Below are 18,763 nucleotides of genomic sequence, written 5' to 3'. Positions count from 1 at the left end.
ACAAGCAAATATCCGCCGTCCAGTCGCCAAAAGCTCCAGAGTGAAAATGACGATTTGACCGTGAAATCAGCCCGCGGCCTGCCCCGCCAGCGCCGCCAGCAGTAGCAGCGCGACGATGTTGGTGATCTTGATCATGGGATTCACCGCGGGGCCTGCCGTATCCTTATAGGGATCGCCGACCGTGTCGCCGGTGACGGCCGCCTTGTGCGCCGCCGATCCCTTGCCGCCGTAATTGCCATCCTCGATATATTTCTTGGCATTGTCCCAGGCGCCGCCGCCGCTCGTCATCGAAATCGCCACGAACAGGCCGGAGACGATCACGCCGAGCAGCAGCGCGCCGAGCGCCGCGAAGCCGTTGGCCTGGCCGGCGACGGCGCGGATCGCGAAATAGACCAGGATCGGCGTTGCCACGGGCAGCAGGCTCGGCACGATCATCTCGCGGATCGCGGCGCGCGTGACGAGATCGACCGTGCGGGCATAGTTTGGCCGGCTCGTCCCCGCCATGATGCCGGGATTGTCGCGGAACTGGCCGCGCACCTCCTCCACCACCGCGCCCCCAGCGCGGCCGACCGCCGTCATCCCCATCGCGCCGAACAGATAGGGGAGCAGCGCGCCGAGCAGCAGCCCGACGATGACATAGGGATTGGACAGTGAGAAATCGACCGCCAGATCGGGGAAGAACAGGGCAAGGTCGGTAGTGTAGGCGCCGAACAGGACGAGTGCGGCAAGGCCCGCCGATCCGATCGCATAGCCCTTCGTCACCGCCTTGGTGGTGTTGCCGACCGCATCGAGCGCGTCGGTGCGGATGCGGACCTCATGTTCGAGGCCGGCCATCTCGGCGATGCCGCCGGCATTGTCGGTGACGGGACCATAGGCGTCGAGCGCCACCACCATGCCCGCCAGCGCGAGCATCGAGGTGGCGGCAAAGCCGATGCCGATCAGGCCGGCGAGCTGATAGGCGACGATGATGCCGATGCAGATCACGACCGTCGGCATTGCCGTCGCCTCCAGGCTGACGGCGAGGCCCTGGATGACGTTGGTGCCATGGCCCGTCTCGGAGGCGCGCGCGATCGACTTTACCGGGCGATAATTGGTGCCGGTATAATATTCGGTGATCCAGACGAGCGAGGCGGTGACGCCGAGGCCCAGCATCATGCACCAGAACAGGTCCATGCCAGTAAAGCCGTTGGCGTCGTCCGGGCCGCCGACGGGAGCGTTCATGTCCCCCAGCACATAATCGGTGACGAGATAGATGGCTGGGATGGAGAGGAGCGCGGTCGTCCAGAAGCCCTTGTAGAGCGCGCCCATGATCGATTCCCGCGCGCCGAGGCGGACCATATAGGTGCCGATGATCGAGCTGATAATGCAGACGCCACCGATGAGCAGCGGCAGCGCCATCAGCGCGAAGAGCCGGGCGTCGGGCACGTCGATGAGCAGCGCCGTCAGCACCATCGTCGCGCCGATCGTGACGACATAGGTTTCGAACAGGTCGGCCGCCATGCCCGCGCAGTCGCCGACATTGTCGCCGACATTGTCCGCGATCACTGCCGGATTGCGGGGATCGTCCTCGGGAATGCCGGCCTCGACCTTGCCGACAAGATCGGCGCCGACATCCGCCGCCTTGGTGAAGATGCCGCCGCCCAGCCGCGCGAAGATAGAGATGAGCGAGGCGCCGAAGGCCAGCGCCACAAGCGCGTCGATCACGATGCGATCATCGGGGCCATGGCCGGCGGGGCCCGTCAGATAGAAGAAGAAGACCGAGATCGCCAGGAGTGCGAGGCCCGCCACCAGCATGCCCGTGATCGCGCCCGCGCGGAAGGCGAGGGTGAGGCCGGCCTGGAGGCCGTGCCGCGCGGCTTCGGCGGTGCGGACATTGGCCTTCACCGAGATGGTCATGCCGATGAAGCCGGCGGAACCCGAGAGCAGCGCGCCGATGGCGAAGGCGATCGCCGAAGTGAGCCCGAGAAAGGCGTAGACGAGGATTGCGACGACGATCCCGACAATCGCGATGGTGCGATATTGGCGGCCGAGATAGGCGCGCGCGCCTTCCTGGATGGCCGCGGCGATATCCTGCATGCGCGCATTGCCGGGGGAAGCGGCCAGCACCTGCCGGCTGGTGACGAAGCCATAGAGGATGGCGAGCAGGCCACAGGCGATGGCCAGTTGCACGATGAGCATCCGATCTCCCTCCCTTCCTTATCCGTCGCGGTTTCGACTCCTCTCTGGCGGGAGCTTCCGTGCCGGGGGGACCGGAATATGATCCTGGTGCGCACCCGCGACAAGCCGCACCGAGCGCCGCGCTCAGCTACGGAATTTCGCGGCTAGACGATCAATTCGGCATAGAACCAGCCGGCCCCGGCGAAGAGCGGGAGCAGGACCAGCACAGCCCAAAGATAAAGCGCGCCTTTGCCGCGCAGGACCCCGCCATTCCGTAGGGAAAGGCCGGTGACGAAGACCAGCATCGCGACGAGGCTCAGCAGATAGGCCTCCTGGAGCGGCTGCAATCGGGCGAGAAGGTCCATGCCGGTCTCCCTCACGGGCTATATCCCGGCAGACCATGGGCGGACGCGGGCCGCATTAACCGATATTGATTTGGGTGAAGGGCTCCGTGAAACTCTGCCCCGCAGGATCAGGATGCGCCATGCTCATAGCCCAGCCGGGCGGGGAGCGGCACGACTTCCGCCCCGTCGCCGAGGCTGAGCCCCGATCCGGCGGCGAAGCGGCCGATGGGCGCGAGGCCGGGAAGCGGGGGCAGGGTCGCATCCTCGGCAGCTGCGAAGAGGAGCTGATAATCGTCGCCGGCAGTGGCCGCGGCGAGGCGCGCGGCGCGATCGTCCCCGGCGAAGGCGACGGCCTCGGGCGAAAGGGGGATGGCGGCAAGATCGATCGCGACGGCGAGGCCGCTGGCGGCGGCCATGCGTGCGGCGTCGATCAGCAGGCCGTCCGATATGTCAGCCATGGCATGGACATGGGGTGCCAGCGCGCGTCCTTCGGCAAGCCGGGGCTCGGGGCGGCGATAGGCGTCGCGCAGCACATCCGGGCCGGGGCGATCGCCGCGTGCGATGCGGAGGCCGAGGCCGGCATCTCCGATCGGTCCCGTAACCCACAGCCGGTCGCCGGGCTTTGCGCCCGATCGGGCCGGGGCACAGGGCGATGTGCCGATCGCGGTGAGGCCGATCGCGCGCGGCGTGCCTGCGGGCATGGCGACCGTATCCCCGCCGAGCAGCGGCGTGGCAAAGCGGGCGAGCGCCTGTTCGAGGCCGTCGAGAAAGGCCCTGTCCCAGGCCGGATCGGCGCCGAGGCCGTAGCCCATCAACGCGCCAATCGGCGTCGCGCCCTTGGCGGCGAGATCGGAGAGATTCACCGCGACGAGCTTCCGGGCAACGTCCTGCGGCGGATCGGTGGCAAGGAAATGCACCCCCTCCACGAGCATGTCGTGGGTGAGGACGAGATCCGCGGCGGGCGGGGGCAGGACCGCGGCGTCGTCCGCGAGGCCGCGCGCGGCGGGATGGGTGGCGAGCCGGGCGAGGGCGGCAATGAAATCGGATTCGCGGGACATCAATCCCTCTCCCCGGAGGGGGAGAGGGTGTTCCCGTTCACGCGCGCACCGCCTTGGCGACGCCGTCGAGCAGGCCGTTGACGAAGCCCTTTTCGCGCTTGGCGTAGAAGGCGTCGGCGACGTCGACATATTCGCTGATGACGGTCGCGGTCGGCACGTCGATGCGCGCGATCAGCTCATAGGTGCCCGCGCGCAAGATCTGGCGCATCGGCTTGTCGAGCCGTTCGAGGCTCCAGCCGCTCGCCAGCCTGGCCGAGATGGCGGCGTCTATCTCCGCGCGGCGGGCGTCGACGCCCTTCACCAGATCATCGAAAAAGTCGATCTCAGCCTGGGCATATTCGACATCCTCGATCGTCGCGCCGAGGCGATGACGGTGGAACTCGTCGAGCAATATGGGGAGCTTGGTGCCCTCCATCTCCTGCTGATAGAGCGCCTGGACGGCGGCAAGGCGCGCGGCGGAGCGCGAGCGGGAACGTTCGTTTTTGGTCTTGGTCATAATCTGATCGCTACGGAGGCGGCGTGCGCGGGCAGGCCTTCGGCATGGGCGAGCGCTACGGCCGCGGGGCCGATCTTCGCGAGGCTCGCCCGATCGAGCGCGATGAAGCTGGTGCGCTTCATGAAATCGAGCGCGGACAGGCCGGAGGAGAAGCGCGCGCGGCGGCCGGTGGGAAGGACATGGTTCGGCCCGGCGACATAATCGCCGATCGCCTCGGGCGTGTGGCGGCCAAGAAAGACCGAGCCGGCATGGCGGACTTGCGCGAAGAAGGCGTCGGGATCGTCGATCGCGAGTTCCAGATGCTCGGGCGCGAGGCGATCGACCAGCGGCGGGGCGGCCTCCAGCCGGTCCATGACGATGATCGCGCCATTGGCGTCCCAGCTTGCGCGCGCGGTGGCCCCGGTCTGGAGCCGGCCAAGCTGCGCCTCGACCGCGCTCGCCACCGCATCGGCGAAGGCAGCATCGTCGGTGAAGAGGATCGACTGGCTGGTCGGATCATGCTCGGCCTGGCTGAGCAGATCGGCGGCGATCCAGTCGGGATCGTTCTTCGCATCCGCCACGACGAGAATCTCGGAGGGGCCGGCCACCATGTCGATGCCGACCACGCCGTAAAGCTGGCGCTTGGCTTCCGCCACCCAGGCATTTCCGGGGCCGACGATCACGTCGACGGGAGCGATGCGCGTGCTGCCATAGGCAAGCGCCGCGATCGCCTGCGCGCCGCCGATGCGCCATACCTCGTCCACGCCCGCAATCTCGGCGGCGGCGAGGACGAGCGGGTTGACGACGCCATCGGGTGTGGGCGTGACCATGGCGAGCCGGGAGACGCCCGCCGCCTTGGCGGGAATGGCGTTCATCAGCACCGAGGAGGGATAGGCCGCGCGTCCGCCCGGCACATAGAGGCCCGCAGCCTCGACCGGCGTCCAGCGCGCGCCCATGCGGACGCCCGCCTCGTCCACGCTCTCGCTGTCGGCGGGGCGCTGCGCGGCATGATAGGCGCGGATGCGGGTGGCGGCGAGCTCGAGCGCGGCGCGCAGATCGGGCGCGAGCCCTTCGAGCGCGGCGCGGCGTTCCTCGGCGGGTACCTGCCAGCCGGAGGTGTCGAGATCGTGGCGGTCGAAGCGGCGCGTATAGTCGGCGATCGCGGCGTCGCCCCGTTCGCGCACGTCGCGCACAATATCGGCCACCGCGCGCGATACATCCTCGTCGGCCTCGCGCCGTGCATTTACGAGCGCGTCGAAGCGGGCGGCGAAATCGGGCGCGGTGGTATCGAGCCTAAGCGGCACGCCGGCCTCCCACAGCCTCGCGGAATGCCTCGACCAGCGGCGCCATGTCGGCGGCGCGCGTCTTGAAGGCGGCGCGGTTGACGATCAGCCGGGCGGAGACGCTGGCGACCGTCTCGACCTCGACCAGGCCATTTTCCTTGAGCGTCCTGCCCGAGGAGACGAGGTCGACGATGCGGCTGGAAAGGCCCAGCACCGGGGCGATCTCCATCGCGCCGTTGAGCTTGACGCATTCGGCCTGCACGCCGCGCGCCTCGAAATGGCGGCGGGTGAGGTTGGGATATTTGGTCGCGACGCGGACATGGCTCCATTCGCGCGGATCGTCGCCTTCGGCCATTGCAGCGGGCTCGGCGACAGACAGGCGGCAATGGCCGATGTCCAGGTCCACCGGCGCATAGAGTTCCGAATAGTCGAATTCCATCAGCACGTCCGATCCGACGATGCCGAGCTGCGCCGCGCCATGGGCGACGAAGGTGGCGACATCGAAGGCGCGCACGCGGATCAGGCCGATCTCCGGCCGGTTGGTGGCGAAGCGCAGCGCGCGGCTGCCCTCGTCCGAAAAGGCCGGCTCGGGCTCGATCCCGACGCGCGCGAGCAGCGGCAGCGCTTCCTCGAGGATGCGGCCCTTGGGGATGGCGAAGATGATCTGGTCTGCCATGGCGGGGGCGGCTTTACTTGCCGGGGGGCTTCAGGGCAACTCAAAGCCCGATTTTCCGCCTCAATGCGCGTCGAGTTCCGGATAATGACGGAAGATGCCCTCGCCGAAAGGCAGGCGGCGATCGCTCGACAGATAGGGACGCAGCGCCGGCAGCTTTGCCACCGCTTCGTGGAGCGTAAGCACGCGCGGCGTATCGCGGGCGACCGAGGCCATGCGCTTGGGGAAGGCGAATCTCAGCCCTTCCACCAGCTGGAACAGCGAGAGATCGGCATAGCTCCAGCCCGGCCCGGCGAGCCATGATCCGTGGCGGGCGAGGACACGTTCGAAATAGGCGAGGAAAGCGGGCAGGCGCTCTTCGCGGAAGACTTTCGCCGCGCGGGCGGCCTCGGCCTGCTGATCCTCATAATAGAGGCTGGGGCCGATCGGATGATGAACGTTGTGCGCCTCCGTCACCACATCGGCGATGGTGAGCTGGAGCTGGTTCACCCACAGCCGGCCTGCGGTGTCGGCGGGCGCGAGACCATGTTTTTCGCCCAGGAAGAGAAGGATGTTGGCGGTCTGGCCGATCACCATCCCGTCCGCGATCAGATAGGGCGGCGCGAAGGAGGGGGTGTCGCGGGGAAGGTCGAGATCGGCGGCGACCCTGCTGAAATCCCCATCGCCCTCGCGCCCCCGATCGCGATAGGGGATCTGGCCCGCTTCCAGCGCGAGACGGACGAATTCGCCGCGTCCCGGAATGTCCGGCCAATACCAGAGATCATAGCTCATGTGGCGTCCTCCGCCGGTGTCCGCGCCTTGATGGCGAGCGCATGGACGCGCTGCGCGAGCAGATCGGCGAGCGCGGCGTTCACCGCGCGCTGACGGGCGACGCGGTTCTGCCCCTCGAACAGGCTGCTGACGATCTCCACGGTGAAATGGCTTTCGCCGCGCGCATCATGGCCGGCATGGCCGCGATGCTTCTCGCTGTCGTCGATCACGGCGAGCCGTTCGGGGGAAAGGGCGGATTGGAGCCGCCGGGCGATCTCGGCGGCGACGGGGCCTGTAGGTTTGTCGGTCATGCGGCCTATATAAAGGGTTTACGAGGCAGAGGGACGGATTTTGAGCGAAGAGAGGCGGGCGAAGGGGGACAGGTTCCACGGACGGGTCGGCGGCCGGCGTCGGCATTGCGACCATCCGGGCTGCACCGAGCCCGGCGAGTTCCGCGCGCCCGGCGAACGGCGTTCGGGCTTTGACGGGCCGGGCGACTGGCGCTGGCTGTGCCTCGATCATGTCCGCGCATTCAATGCGCGCTATAATTTCTTCGACGGGATGGATGCCGAGGAGATAGAGGCGCAGCAGCGGCCCTATGCCGGCTGGGAGCGCGAGACGCGCGCCTTTTCGGTCAATGCCGGCAGCACGCCGCGCTGGAGCGACTTCATCGATCCGCTCGACGCGATCGGTGCGCGATTCGCGGCGCGCGAGGCGGAACGCAAGGACGGCAAGCTGCTCAGCGAGCGCGACCGCAAGGCGCTCAAGATATTGGGGCTGGGAACGGATGCGGATCGCCGCGCCTTGAGGGCACGTTATGCCGAGCTGGTCCGGCGCTATCATCCGGACCGTAACGGCGGCGACAGATCGCATGAGAAGGCTTTGCAGGATGTGATATCCGCCTATACGCAACTCAAATCCGCTCCGGCATTTGCCTGAGCCAGGACCAATGAAGTCAGAAGGCACGATCATGGCCGATATTCCGAACGTTCAGCCCGACAGCCGCGCGGCCACCGTGCTCGATGCGCCCGACCGGATGGTGAAGGTGCGCGACCTTTTCGGGATCGACAGCGAGCTTCAGGTGCCGGCCTTTTCGGAGGCGGACGAGCGCGTGCCCGATCTCGATCCGGCCTATGTGTTCGATCCGGACACGACGATGGCGATCGTCGCCGGCTTCGCGCATAATCGCCGCGTGATGGTGCAGGGCTATCACGGCACCGGCAAGTCGAGCCATATCGAGCAGGTGGCGGCGCGGCTCAACTGGCCGTGCGTACGCATCAACCTCGACGCGCATATCAGCCGCATCGACCTGATCGGCCGCGACGCGATCGTGCTTCGCGACGGCCAGCAGATCACCGAATTCCAAGAAGGCCTGCTCCCCTGGGCGCTGCAGACGCCGACCGCGATCGTGTTCGACGAATATGATGCGGGCCGGCCCGATGTGATGTTCGTGATCCAGCGCGTGCTGGAGACGGAGGGCAAGCTGACGCTGCTCGACCAGAATCGCGTGATCCGGCCGAACCCCTGGTTCCGCCTGTTCGCGACCGCCAATACGGTGGGGCTGGGCGACACGACCGGCCTCTATCATGGCACGCAGCAGATCAACCAGGGCCAGATGGACCGCTGGAACATCGTCGTCACGCTGAACTATCTGCCGGCCGCGACCGAGGCGCAGATCGTGCTCGCCAAATCGGGCGAATATGACAAGCCCGACGGCAAGAAGGTGGTCGACAATATGGTCAAGGTCGCCGACCTGACCCGCCAGGGCTTCATCGCTGGCGACATATCGACCGTGATGAGCCCGCGCACCGTGATCAGCTGGGCGCAGAATGCGCTGATTTTCGGCGATATCGGTTTCGCCTTCCGCCTCTCCTTCCTCAATAAGTGCGACGAGGCGGAGCGTGCGCTGGTGGCGGAATATTATCAGCGCGTGTTCGGCAAGGACCTGCCCGAAAGCGTGGTGGGCAAGGCTTAGCTTCGGCCATCTCCCCGGCAAGGGGCCGGGGGATGACGATCTGACGGGCGAGGTTGCGAGTGGCCGAGCAGAATCCTCTTGAGGCGTTCCGGCAGGTGCTGGCGGGCGCCGCGCGGGCGATGGCGCATGAGGCGGAGCTGGAGCTGTCCTTCACCGCCGACGCGCCCTCCGCCTCGTTCAATCAGCTTCGCGTGCCGATGCCGGCGCGCGGGCTGCCGGCGGCCCAGGTGGCCGAGGCGCGGGGCTTCGCGGACGGCTTTGCGCTCAGGATGCGGCATCATGATCCCGCGCTTCATGCGCGTAACGCACCGCAGGAAGCGGTGGCGCGCGCGGTGTTCGACGCAGTCGAGACGGCGCGGGTGGAGGCGCTGGGATCGCGCGCGATGGAGGGGGTGCGCGCCAATCTTTCCCATGCGCTCGACATGCGGCTCAAATCCGATCCGCTGACGCGCGCGCGCAGCCGTGAGGAGGTGCCGCTCTCCTCCGCGATCGGGCTGATGGCGCGCGAAAGGCTGACCGGCGAGGCGCCGCCGGCAATCGCCGAACATGGCCTGTCGCTGGTGCGCGACTGGATCGAGGAGAAAGCGGGCAAGGATCTCGACGCGCTCGCCATGGCGCTCGACGACCAGGCCGCCTTTGCCCGGCTGACGGCGCGGCTGCTGGAGGACCTCCAACTCGTCGACGGCCAGGTCGAGCCCGAACAGGCCGAGGAGGAGGGCGAGGAAGGCGAGGGCGAGGACCAGTCCGAAGGCGAGGAGGGCGAGGACGAATCCCAGGATTCGGGCGGTCATAGCGACAGCGAGATGGAGAGCCGCGCCGAGACCGAGCAGGACGGCGAGGAGCAGGGCGAGAGCCGTCAGACCCAGGAGGAGGAATCCGCCGAGCGCGACGCCGATCTGGGCGAGGATGGCGAGGAAGGGATGAAGCCCGTGCGGCCCAACCGGCCGCTTTCCGAGCATGACCGCTTCCTCGAATATAAGGCCTATACGACGCGCTTCGACGAGGTGGTCGAGGCGGGGGAGTTGTGCGACGAGGACGAGTTGACGCGGCTGCGCTCCTATCTCGACCAGCAGCTCGTTCATCTCCAGGGCGCCGTCACCAAGCTCGCCAACCGGCTGCAGCGCCGGCTGATGGCGCAGCAGAACCGGAGCTGGGATTTCGACCAGGAGGAAGGGCTGCTCGACGCGGCGCGGCTGGCGCGCGTCGTCATCAATCCGGCCCATTCCTTGAGCTACAAGATCGAGCGGGAGACCGATTTCCGCGACACGATCGTGACGCTCCTCATCGACAATTCGGGATCGATGCGCGGGCGGCCCATCTCGATCGCCGCGATCTCGGCCGACATCCTCGCGCGCACGCTGGAGCGTTGCGGCGTCAAGGTGGAGATATTGGGCTTCACCACGCGCGCCTGGAAGGGCGGGCAGAGCCGCGAGGCCTGGCTCGGTGCGGGGCGGCCGGCGGCGCCGGGGCGGCTCAACGACCTGCGCCATATTGTCTACAAGCGGGCGGACGAGCCTTGGCGGCGCGCGCGCAAGAATCTCGGCCTGATGATGCGCGAGGGGCTGCTCAAGGAAAATATCGACGGCGAGGCGCTGCTCTGGGCGCATAACCGGCTGATTGGCCGGCATGAGGAGCGGCGCATCCTGATGGTGATCTCGGACGGGGCGCCGGTCGACGATTCGACGCTGTCGGTCAATTCGGGCAGCTATCTGGAAAAGCATCTGCGCCAGGTGATCCACTGGATCGAGACGAAATCCTCGGTCGAGCTGATCGCCATCGGCATCGGCCATGACGTGACGCGCTATTATGCGCGCGCGGTGACGATCATGGATGCCGAGCAGCTCGGCGGCACGATGGTGGAGCAACTCGCGGCGCTGTTCGACGAAGCGGCGTAGGCGATCTTCCAGCCAGGAAAAAGAAAGGCCGGGGCTCTTAAGGAACCCCGGCCTCCCTGCCCCTCATTACGCTACTCGAGGGAAAGCTGTACGAGATTACCGATCAGCAATTGCGATCGATCCCCCGGCCGATCAGTGCACCGATGCCGGCGCCGGCGATCGCACCGGCCGTTTCATCGCCATGGCGGCCCACCGCCGCATCGCCGAGCAGGCCGCCCGCGATCGCGCCGAGGATCGTGCCGCCGGTGCCACTGTCGCGGCAACGACCATAATAATAGCGCCGATCGCCATAATAACGTCGATCGCCATAGTAGCGCCGGCCATCATAATAGCGTCGATCGCCATAATAGCGGCCGCCGCGGCCGTAATAGCGATCCCCGCGCCAATGACGGCGATGTTCGCGATAGCCCCGATCACCATAATAATAGCCGGGGCGATCCCGATAATAATCCCCACGATAGCCGCGATAATAGCCACGATCATAATCACCCCGGCTATAATAGCCGTAGTCATAATATTGCGCATTGGCGGCGCTGGGGGTCAGCGTCATCGCAGCGATCGCCGTTGCCGCGAGGCTGAGCGTCCTGGCGAGCATGTGACTCTCCTTGAGCACAAAAAGCGTTTACCCGGTCAACGTTCGCAGGCTGGTGCCGGATCGTTCCGGATATCCGCCTCTTCGTCGATGCTGCCTTATAGCTCGATTCGCGTGAGCCGAGACTGAATGCGGCAGTTAGCCGGCGTTCATGCGCAGGAGAGGAAGGAGAATGGGCATGACGGCGCCTGCCGGATTCTCCCCTTTAAGCCTGATCGGCGGACAGGGGGAGATTCCGGCTTTCGCCGAATGACGAGTAATGGGGGACCGCCCGCGCGGCGATCCCGCGGGATCAGGCGGCGATCGCCTTCGCGACTTCGCGCTTCAGACGGCGCGCGCGGAGCGACAGCTTGTCGTCCGACGTCTTGACCAGCCAGTTGTCGAGGCCGCCGACATGTTCGACCGAACGCAGGCCGTGCGTCGAGACGCGCAGCTTCACGCCCTTGCCCAGAGCATCGGAGATCAGCGTGACATTCTGCAGATTCGGCAGGAAGGTCCGCTTGGTCTTGTTGTTGGCGTGGGAAACATTGTGGCCCACCTGACGGCCCTTGCCGGTCAGTTCGCAAATGCGCGACATGGTCTAATCGTCCTGATGATCGGTTGCCCGGAAAGTGCGGCCGGATAGCGGCAGGCCAGGGATTCGTCAACCGGCTTCGGACCGGCCCTCCCCAATGAGGATGCAACCCCTCCGCCGCGGCATTCGTTGGAGCCTTTCGGTTCAGACAATAGGAGAGCCTGTCATGACCACAGGAGCGCGCAGCGGCCTCGTCATTGCCGTCGTGGCCATACTCGCCATCATCGCCGCCTTCGCCTTCGGGCTGATCGACGTTACGCAGACGCGGGAAACGAAGCTGCCGAAGGTCGCCGTGGAGGGCGGCCAGGCACCGACTTTCGATGTGAAGACCGCGGACGTGAAGGTCGGCACCAAGACCGAGTCGATCGATGTGCCGAAGGTTGAGGTCGGCAAGACCAAGGAGGAGATCAAGGTCCCGACGGTCGACGTGGAGAAGGCGCAATAATCATGGCTGCGGCGGGAGGAGAGGCGGGCGTTGGGCCACTCGCGATCATCGCCGCCATCCTCCTGCCGCCGCTCGGCCTGTTCCTGGTGCGCGGGATCACACCGGCCTTCTGGATCTCCGTGCTCCTAACCCTCATCGGCTGGCTGCCGGGCGTGATCTTCACGCTGGTCGTGCTGCTGAGGCCCGATCTGGTGCCGAAGCTGCGCTAAGGGCCATTTGAGAATGGCCGCCGCCCCGGCTATGCGGGGCCGCATGGCCTTTCCCCTTCCAGCCCCGATGCGGCTCGCGCTCGATCTCGCGCGTCTCGCGGCCGAGGAGGGCGAGGTGCCGGTGGGCGCAGTGGTGACGCGCGACGGGGCGGTGATCGCCACTTCCGCCAATATGATGCGTGCCAGCCTCGATCCGACCGCCCATGCCGAAATCGTCGTGATCCGCCGCGCGGCGGAGGCGATCGGCCAGCCCCGGCTCGACGGGTGCGATTTGTGGGTGACGCTGGAGCCCTGCGCGATGTGCGCCGGCGCAATCGCCCATGCGCGGCTGGCGCGGCTCTATTATGCGGCGGAGGATCCGAAGGGTGGGGCGGTGGCGCATGGGCCCCGCTTCTTCGCCCAGCCGACCTGCCATCACCGGCCCGAAACCTATGCCGGAATCGGCGAGGGGGAGGCGGCGGAGATGCTGCGGGTCTTTTTCGCGGGGCGGCGGTAGCGGACCGCCCCGATAAGGGGAGGGAAGGGCAGCGGCCCTTCCCCCGCGAACATCAGCCCTGGGTCGTCACGGGGACGATCTTGATCTCGACACGGCGATTCTGCTGCCGGCCTTCGGGCGTCGCGTTGGACGCGACGGGCTGGCTGGAGCCGAAGCCCTGCGTGCCGATTCGCGCGCGGACGACGCCGCGGGTCGTCAGATAATTGGCGACCGACTGGGCGCGATTCTGCGACAGGGGCAGGTTGATCGCATCATTGCCGGTCGAATCGGTATGGCCGTACACGTCGATATAGGTCTGGTTATAATTGGCCAGCGTCGCTGCGACATCGTCCAGCGTCTTGCGGAAGGGCGGGGCGATTTCATAGCTGTTGGTGGCGAAGGTGATGCCCGACGGCATGTTGAGCATGAGCTCGTCGCCCTGGCGGATGACCTCGACATCGGTGCCCGCCGTCTTCTGCCTCAGCTCGCGTTCCTGCTTGTCCATATAGGCGCCGATCGCGGTGCCGGCGATCGCGCCGATGCCCGCGCCGACGATCGCCTCGGTGCGGCTGCGCCTGCCGCCGACGATCGTGCCGAGCAGTGCGCCCGCGCCCGCGCCAAGGCCCGCGCCGATCCCGGCCTTGGACATGCGCTTCTCGCCCGTCACCGGATCGGTGGTGCAGGCGGCCGTGCCGAGCAGCGACAGGGCCGCCGCCGCGCCCAGGATCCTGTGAGAAATATGCATGATATTCGTCCTTTCTGTTCTTGCGATTTTATCGCGGCTCAACCCCGTCATGGAGACGTTGTTCCGCCGCCGTGCTGAACGGGATATGATCCTGCTGTTGTCGTAGAGACAGAAACCGGCGATAGGGAATGGACGCCGCCATGCCCGACGCCCCTTCCCCCACGCCATTCCCCTGGATCGACCTTGCGATCATCCTTGCGCTGATCGCGCTGAACGGCGTCTTCGCCATGTCCGAGCTGGCGATCGTTTCCGCGCGCAAGCCGCGGCTGGAGGCGATGGCGCGCACCGGCAGGCGCGGCGCGCGCACCGCGATCCAGCTCGCCTCCGCGCCGGGCAAGTTTCTTTCGACCGTGCAGATCGGCATCACGCTGATCGGCATCCTCGCCGGCGCCTATTCGGGCGCGAGCCTGGGTGGGCCCGTGGGTGAGCGGCTGGAACTGCTCGGCATGTCGGCGGCGTCGGCGGCCAAATGGGGCTTCGGGCTCGTCATCTTCGTCACCACCTATCTCTCGCTGATCATCGGCGAGCTGGTGCCCAAGCAGTTCGCGCTGCGCTCGCCCGAGCCGATCGCGGCGCTGATGGCGCTGCCGATGCTGTGGCTTTCCAAGATCACCGCGCCCTTCGTGTGGGTGCTCGACCGGTCGAGCGCGCTGATCTTCAAGCTTTCCGGTCTCAAGCGGGAATCGGAGAAGCATGTCACCGCCGAGGAGCTGCACCTGATCGTCGCCGAGGCATCGAGCGCGGGCGTGATTGAGGAGAGCGAGCGGGCGATCATCTCGGGCGTGGTGCGGCTGGCCGACCGGCCGGTGCGCGAGGTGATGACGCCGCGCACCGAGGTGGAATGGATCGATGCCGATGCCGACGAGGCGACCGTGCGCGAAAGGCTGGCGCATCTGTCGCACAGCCGCATGCCCGTGGCGGAAGGATCGGTGGACGAGATTATCGGCGTGGTGCAGGCGCGCGACCTGCTGGCGGCGTTGGTCGACGGGCGGCCGCTGGACCTGCGCGCGCTGATGCGGCAGGCGCCGGTGGTGCCGGATCAGATGGACGCGATGAACGTGCTCGGCACGCTGCGCGAGGCGGACGTGCCGATGGCGCTGGTCCATGACGAATATGGCCATTTCGATGGCCTGGTGGCGCCGGCCGACCTGCTCGCGGCGATTGCGGGCGCGTTCGCGTCCGACAAGGATCATGATACCGATCCGCCGCTGGTGGAGCGCGGCGACGGGAGCTGGCTGGTGTCGGGCTCGCTTTCCGCCGACATGCTGGCCGAGCGGCTGGGGATCACGCTGCCCGAGGATCGCGATTATGCGACGGTGGCGGGCTTCGCGCTTTCGGTGCTCAAGCATCTGCCGACGGTGGGCGAGCATTTCCGCAGCCATGGCTGGCGCTTCGAGATCGTCGACATGGATGGGCGCAAGATCGACAAGCTGCTTGCCGTCGAGGCCAAGGGACAGCAGGGTTAGATCCGGATAATCCCGTCGCCCCCGCGCAGGCGGGGGCGACGGTCGATGATCAGCCGCTCAGCTTGCCGAATTTCGCCTCGAACCCGGCAATGTCGCCCTGGGCAAGGTGGGTGGCCTGCTCGACCCAGCGGTCGCGCTGGATGCGGCCCTTGAAGGGGCCCAGCTGGGCGTCGATTTCGGCGACCTCCTGGGGCGTCCAGGCGGCGATCTGCTCGAAGCGGGTGATGCCGAGCTGGGCAAGGCGCGCCTCCGCCTTGGGGCCGAGGCCCTTGATCCGGGTGAGCGGATCGGCCGGGCCAGCGGCGGCCTCATCGAGCGCGCGATCATGATGCGCGTCGACCTCCAAAATCTCGCCGACCACATCTTCGACCGCGGCGGCGGCCTCGTCCGTCACGCCATTGCCTTCCGGGCCGGGGGCAGGCGCGGGCGCGGCGCGCATGACCGGCTTTGCGGGCGGCGGCGCGCTGAGCTCGATATGCTGCTTCTTGCCCCGAAGCAGGAAGAACAGGCCGATGACCAGCAACAGGGCGACGACGGAAATGGCGATGAGCGTGGTCTGGTCCATGGGTCCTCTTTTCGGGCTATTTCCTGATCTCGAACGGCGGACGGGCTTCAGCCGTTCCGTTCGCGTTCCACCTCGCGCCAGCCTATGTCGCGCCGGCAGAATCCGGTGGGAAAGTCGATCGCGTCGACCGCGCGATAGGCGGCGGCCTGCGCCTCGGCGACGGTCGCGCCGGTGGCGGTGACGTTGAGCACGCGGCCGCCATTGGCGACGAGCAGGCCGTCCTTTTGCGCCGTGCCGGCCTGGAATATCTTGGCGCCGCCCATCTCGGCCGCCTCGATCCCGCGAATCGCGCCTCCCTTCTCGGGCGTGCCGGGATAGCCTTTGGCGGCCATGACGACCGTGAGCGCGGTGCGCGCGGCGAGGCGCGGCGCCGGAATCTCGGCGAGGCGGCCCTCGGCGACGGCGAGCAGCAGGTCGATCAGATCGCCGTCGAAGCGGGACATCAGCACCTGGCATTCGGGATCGCCGAAGCGGGCATTATATTCGATCAGCTTGGGGCCGTCGGCCGTCAGCATCAGCCCGGCATAGAGCACGCCCGAATAAGGCGTGCCGGCAGCGGCCAGCGCGCGGACGGTGGGCTCGATGATCTCGGCCATCGTGCGCGCTTCGAGCTCGGGCGTGAGGATGCGCGCGGGGCTGTAGGCGCCCATGCCGCCCGTATTGGGCCCGACATCGCCGTCGCCGACGCGCTTATGATCCTGCGCGGAGCCGAAGGGGACGACCGTCCTGCCGTCGGTCAGCGCGAAGAAGCTGGCTTCCTCGCCGGTAAGATATTCCTCGATCACCACTTCCGCCCCGGCCGCGCCGAAGCCGCCCGCGAACATGTCGGCGAGCGCGGCTTTGGCCTGTTCGGCGGTTTCGGCGATGACCACGCCCTTGCCCGCTGCGAGCCCGTCCGCCTTGATGACGACGGGCAGGCCGAAGCGGGCGAGGCCGGCCTGCGCCGCCTCCAGCGAGGTGAAGCGGGCATAAGCGGCGGTCGGGATATTCTCCCGCGCGCAGAGATCCTTGGTGAAGCCCTTCGATCCTTCGAGCTGCGCCGCGGCGGCGGTCGGCCCGAAGGCGAGAATGCCTTCCGCCGCGAGCTTGTCGACGAGGCCCTCGACCAGCGGCTGTTCGGGGCCGACCACCACCAGCCCGACATTATTGTCGCGTGCGAAGGCGACGACCGATTCCTGATGGGCATGGTCCAGCGCCACCAGTTCGGCATGTTCTGCAATGCCGGGATTGCCCGGCGCCGCATAAAGCTTCACGAGGCGCGGTGATTGCGCAAGCTTCCAGGCGAGCGCATGTTCGCGGCCTCCGTTACCCAGCAGCAGGACTATCATGGCGTCAAATTCTCCCGATCGAGCCCGGCTGTTAGCCGAGGAGGCGGCGGGGAACAACGCACCCGCGCTCACCGTCTCCGAACTGTCCGGCGCGCTCAAGCGCAGCGTGGAGGATGCTTTTTCCCATGTGCGCGTGCGCGGCGAGATTTCGGGCTTCAAGCGGGTCGCCTCGGGGCACAGCTATCTGACGCTGAAGGACGATCGTGCCTGCATCGACGGCGTGATCTGGAAGGGCACGGGCTCCGCGCTCGCCTTCCGCCCGGAGGATGGGATCGAGGTGATCGCGACCGGGCGGCTGACCACCTATCCCGGCCGCTCCAAATATCAGATGGTGATCGAGCGGCTCGAGCTGGCGGGGCAGGGCGCGCTGATGCAGCTGCTCGACCAGCGCCGCCGCCAGCTTGCCGCCGAGGGGCTGTTCGATCGCGAGCGCAAACGGCCGCTGCCTTTCCTGCCGCGCGTGATCGGCGTCGTGACCTCGCCCACGGGGGCCGTGATCCGCGACATTTTGCACCGGCTGGAGGATCGCTGCCCCAGCCATGTGATCGTCTGGCCCGTGGCGGTGCAGGGCGAAGGCGCGGCGGCGCAGGTCGCGGCCGCCGTGCGCGGCTTTGGTGCGCTGCCGGAGGCGGGCGGCCCTGCGCCCCGGCCGGACCTGATCATCGTCGCGCGCGGCGGCGGATCGATCGAGGATCTGTGGGCTTTCAACGAGGAAGTGGTGGTGCGCGCGGTGGCGGAATCGCCGATCCCTACTATCTCGGCGGTCGGGCATGAGACGGACACGACTTTGTGCGACTTTGCTGCGGACGTGCGCGCGCCGACGCCGACGGCGGCCGCCGAGATCGCCGTGCCCGTGCGCGCCGAGCTTCTGGCGCAGGTGCGTGAGCTTGGGCTGCGATCGGGCCGCTGCGTGCGGCGCTATCGCGAGCGGGCGGGCGAGCGGCTGGAGGCGCTGATCGCGCGCTGGCCGACGCCCGAGCGGCTGCTCGGGCCGCAGCGCCAGCGCGCCGATGATCTGGGCGAGCGGCTGCCACGCGCGCTTTCGCACCGGCTGGCGCATGCGCGCGGCGAGCTCAGCCATGTCGCGGGCGCGCTCAGGCCCCGGCTGCTCCAGGATCGCATCGAGCGGGGTCATGAACGATTGGCCGCCGTGCGGCTGCGGCCGGAGATCATCCGGGCCCGGATCGCGGATGGCCGGTTGAACCTCGCCCGGCTATGGCGGCTGGCCGAGCAGCTCCATCCGGACAAGCCACTTGCGCGCGGCTATGCGCGGGTCGAGCGCCGTCCGGGCGGCGGCACGATCGCTACGGCGGGCGAGGCGCAGGCGGCAGGCGCCCTGACGCTGGTTTTTGCCGACGGGCGGGTGGACGCCCGGGTTGAGCGGGACGCATCCTCCCCATATGAGAAAAAGAAAGCGGCGGCGCCGAAGCCGGTACAGCCGAAGCTGCTTTAGGAAAGCGCTATCATGTTGATGTCCCAAGGCGGCCGGGCCGCCAAGCTCCATTATCTGGCCAATAGCTTCCGGGTGCTCGTGCCCGGCGATCATGTCCTCTGCGCGGTTTCGGGCGAGAAGATCCCGCTCGATCATCTGCGCTATTGGAGCGTAGCGCGGCAGGAAGCCTATGCCAGCGCGGAAGCGGCGACCAAAGCGGAGATGGCGGCCAAGGGCGAGGCGCGGGCTTGAAGCCGGGCGCATGGGCGGCGCTGGCGACGGCGCTGCTCGTTACGGCCTGCGCTTCCGGAACGGTCGAGGC

The 18,763-nt window shown here is 67.5% G+C and carries 22 protein-coding genes; 9 read left to right on the top strand and 13 right to left on the bottom strand.

Annotation, left to right across the window (positions count from 1 at the left end; genetic code table 11):
• Positions 1-66: 66 nt before the first annotated feature.
• The 8 genes from CLG96_RS02765 to CLG96_RS02730 form a co-directional block, all read right to left on the bottom strand.
• Positions 67-2,178, bottom strand: a complete 2,112-nt coding sequence (locus CLG96_RS02765) for a sodium-translocating pyrophosphatase (protein WP_107966311.1) — start codon at positions 2,176-2,178, stop codon at positions 67-69.
• Between the two features lie 143 nt (positions 2,179-2,321).
• Positions 2,322-2,522, bottom strand: a complete 201-nt coding sequence (locus CLG96_RS02760) for a hypothetical protein (protein ID WP_107966310.1) — start codon at positions 2,520-2,522, stop codon at positions 2,322-2,324.
• 107 nt (positions 2,523-2,629) lie between these two features.
• Positions 2,630-3,559, bottom strand: coding sequence for a thiamine-phosphate kinase (gene thiL / locus CLG96_RS02755; protein WP_107966309.1), 930 nt, complete (start codon positions 3,557-3,559; stop codon positions 2,630-2,632).
• 37 nt (positions 3,560-3,596) lie between these two features.
• On the bottom strand, positions 3,597-4,055 hold the full coding sequence (nusB, locus tag CLG96_RS02750; RefSeq protein WP_107966308.1) for a transcription antitermination factor NusB: 459 nt from the start codon (positions 4,053-4,055) through the stop codon (positions 3,597-3,599).
• Complete coding sequence (hisD, locus tag CLG96_RS02745; protein ID WP_107966307.1) at positions 4,052-5,338, bottom strand: histidinol dehydrogenase; 1,287 nt, start codon at positions 5,336-5,338, stop codon at positions 4,052-4,054. The genes nusB and hisD overlap by 4 nt, the downstream gene beginning before the upstream one ends.
• Positions 5,328-5,993, bottom strand: coding sequence for an ATP phosphoribosyltransferase (gene hisG / locus CLG96_RS02740; protein WP_107966306.1), 666 nt, complete (start codon positions 5,991-5,993; stop codon positions 5,328-5,330). Before hisG ends, hisD begins: the two co-directional genes overlap by 11 nt.
• A 60-nt stretch (positions 5,994-6,053) precedes the next feature.
• Entirely contained in the window at positions 6,054-6,761 is a 708-nt protein-coding gene (locus tag CLG96_RS02735; RefSeq protein ID WP_107966305.1) for a glutathione S-transferase, read from the bottom strand.
• Entirely contained in the window at positions 6,758-7,051 is a 294-nt protein-coding gene (locus CLG96_RS02730; RefSeq protein WP_107966304.1) for a BolA family protein, read from the bottom strand. The genes CLG96_RS02735 and CLG96_RS02730 overlap by 4 nt, the downstream gene beginning before the upstream one ends.
• Before the next feature lie 40 nt (positions 7,052-7,091).
• Between CLG96_RS02730 and CLG96_RS02725 the strand changes: the two genes are divergently transcribed.
• The 3 genes from CLG96_RS02725 to cobT are packed head-to-tail and all read left to right on the top strand — an operon-like array spanning position 7,092 to position 10,610.
• Entirely contained in the window at positions 7,092-7,679 is a 588-nt protein-coding gene (locus CLG96_RS02725) for a J domain-containing protein (protein WP_107966303.1), read from the top strand.
• Between the two features lie 31 nt (positions 7,680-7,710).
• The gene (gene cobS / locus CLG96_RS02720; protein WP_107966795.1) at positions 7,711-8,715 is read left to right on the top strand and encodes a cobaltochelatase subunit CobS; all 1,005 of its coding nucleotides are present in this window, start codon (positions 7,711-7,713) and stop codon (positions 8,713-8,715) included.
• Between the two features lie 59 nt (positions 8,716-8,774).
• Entirely contained in the window at positions 8,775-10,610 is a 1,836-nt protein-coding gene (gene cobT / locus CLG96_RS02715) for a cobaltochelatase subunit CobT (protein WP_107966302.1), read from the top strand.
• A gap of 103 nt (positions 10,611-10,713) precedes the next feature.
• Here cobT and CLG96_RS02710 read toward each other — a convergent pair whose 3' ends face one another.
• On the bottom strand, positions 10,714-11,205 hold the full coding sequence (locus tag CLG96_RS02710; RefSeq protein WP_107966301.1) for a glycine zipper 2TM domain-containing protein: 492 nt from the start codon (positions 11,203-11,205) through the stop codon (positions 10,714-10,716).
• A 289-nt stretch (positions 11,206-11,494) separates the two neighbouring features.
• Positions 11,495-11,779, bottom strand: a complete 285-nt coding sequence (rpmB, locus tag CLG96_RS02705; protein ID WP_107966300.1) for a 50S ribosomal protein L28 — start codon at positions 11,777-11,779, stop codon at positions 11,495-11,497.
• Between the two features lie 163 nt (positions 11,780-11,942).
• On the opposite strand from rpmB, the gene CLG96_RS02700 reads away from it, so the two are divergent.
• Genes CLG96_RS02700 through CLG96_RS02690 form a run of 3 tightly spaced genes read left to right on the top strand, consistent with a single transcriptional unit; the run spans position 11,943 to position 12,926 of the window.
• Positions 11,943-12,221 (top strand): hypothetical protein, encoded by a 279-nt coding sequence (locus CLG96_RS02700; RefSeq protein ID WP_107966299.1) that lies wholly within the window; start codon positions 11,943-11,945, stop codon positions 12,219-12,221.
• A gap of 2 nt (positions 12,222-12,223) precedes the next feature.
• On the top strand, positions 12,224-12,430 hold the full coding sequence (locus CLG96_RS02695) for a YqaE/Pmp3 family membrane protein (protein ID WP_107966298.1): 207 nt from the start codon (positions 12,224-12,226) through the stop codon (positions 12,428-12,430).
• A gap of 43 nt (positions 12,431-12,473) precedes the next feature.
• Positions 12,474-12,926, top strand: coding sequence for a nucleoside deaminase (locus tag CLG96_RS02690; protein WP_107966794.1), 453 nt, complete (start codon positions 12,474-12,476; stop codon positions 12,924-12,926).
• A 52-nt stretch (positions 12,927-12,978) separates the two neighbouring features.
• Here the strand turns inward: CLG96_RS02690 and CLG96_RS19300 are convergent, their stop codons facing one another.
• Positions 12,979-13,650 carry a YiaD family glycine zipper/OmpA-like lipoprotein gene (locus CLG96_RS19300; RefSeq protein WP_107966297.1) on the bottom strand — a complete coding sequence of 224 codons (672 nt, stop codon included), beginning with the start codon at positions 13,648-13,650 and terminating at the stop codon, positions 12,979-12,981.
• Between the two features lie 140 nt (positions 13,651-13,790).
• On the opposite strand from CLG96_RS19300, the gene CLG96_RS02680 reads away from it, so the two are divergent.
• Positions 13,791-15,116 (top strand): hemolysin family protein, encoded by a 1,326-nt coding sequence (locus CLG96_RS02680; RefSeq protein ID WP_107966793.1) that lies wholly within the window; start codon positions 13,791-13,793, stop codon positions 15,114-15,116.
• A 49-nt stretch (positions 15,117-15,165) separates the two neighbouring features.
• Here CLG96_RS02680 and CLG96_RS02675 read toward each other — a convergent pair whose 3' ends face one another.
• Both CLG96_RS02675 and purD read right to left on the bottom strand, forming a co-directional pair.
• Entirely contained in the window at positions 15,166-15,681 is a 516-nt protein-coding gene (locus CLG96_RS02675) for a hypothetical protein (RefSeq protein WP_107966296.1), read from the bottom strand.
• Between the two features lie 47 nt (positions 15,682-15,728).
• Positions 15,729-17,009 carry a phosphoribosylamine--glycine ligase gene (gene purD, locus CLG96_RS02670; protein ID WP_107966295.1) on the bottom strand — a complete coding sequence of 427 codons (1,281 nt, stop codon included), beginning with the start codon at positions 17,007-17,009 and terminating at the stop codon, positions 15,729-15,731.
• Between purD and xseA the strand changes: the two genes are divergently transcribed.
• On the top strand, positions 17,008-18,462 hold the full coding sequence (xseA, locus tag CLG96_RS02665) for an exodeoxyribonuclease VII large subunit (protein WP_107966294.1): 1,455 nt from the start codon (positions 17,008-17,010) through the stop codon (positions 18,460-18,462). The genes purD and xseA overlap by 2 nt on opposite strands.
• Before the next feature lie 12 nt (positions 18,463-18,474).
• Positions 18,475-18,693, top strand: coding sequence for a DUF2093 domain-containing protein (locus tag CLG96_RS02660; protein WP_107966293.1), 219 nt, complete (start codon positions 18,475-18,477; stop codon positions 18,691-18,693).
• The last annotated feature ends 70 nt before the right edge of the window (positions 18,694-18,763 follow it).

This window comes from Sphingomonas oleivorans, from assembly GCF_003050615.1.
GTDB classification, from domain to species: Bacteria; Pseudomonadota; Alphaproteobacteria; order Sphingomonadales; family Sphingomonadaceae; genus Sphingomonas_H; species Sphingomonas_H oleivorans.
This window is presented reverse-complemented; position numbering and strand designations above follow the sequence as displayed.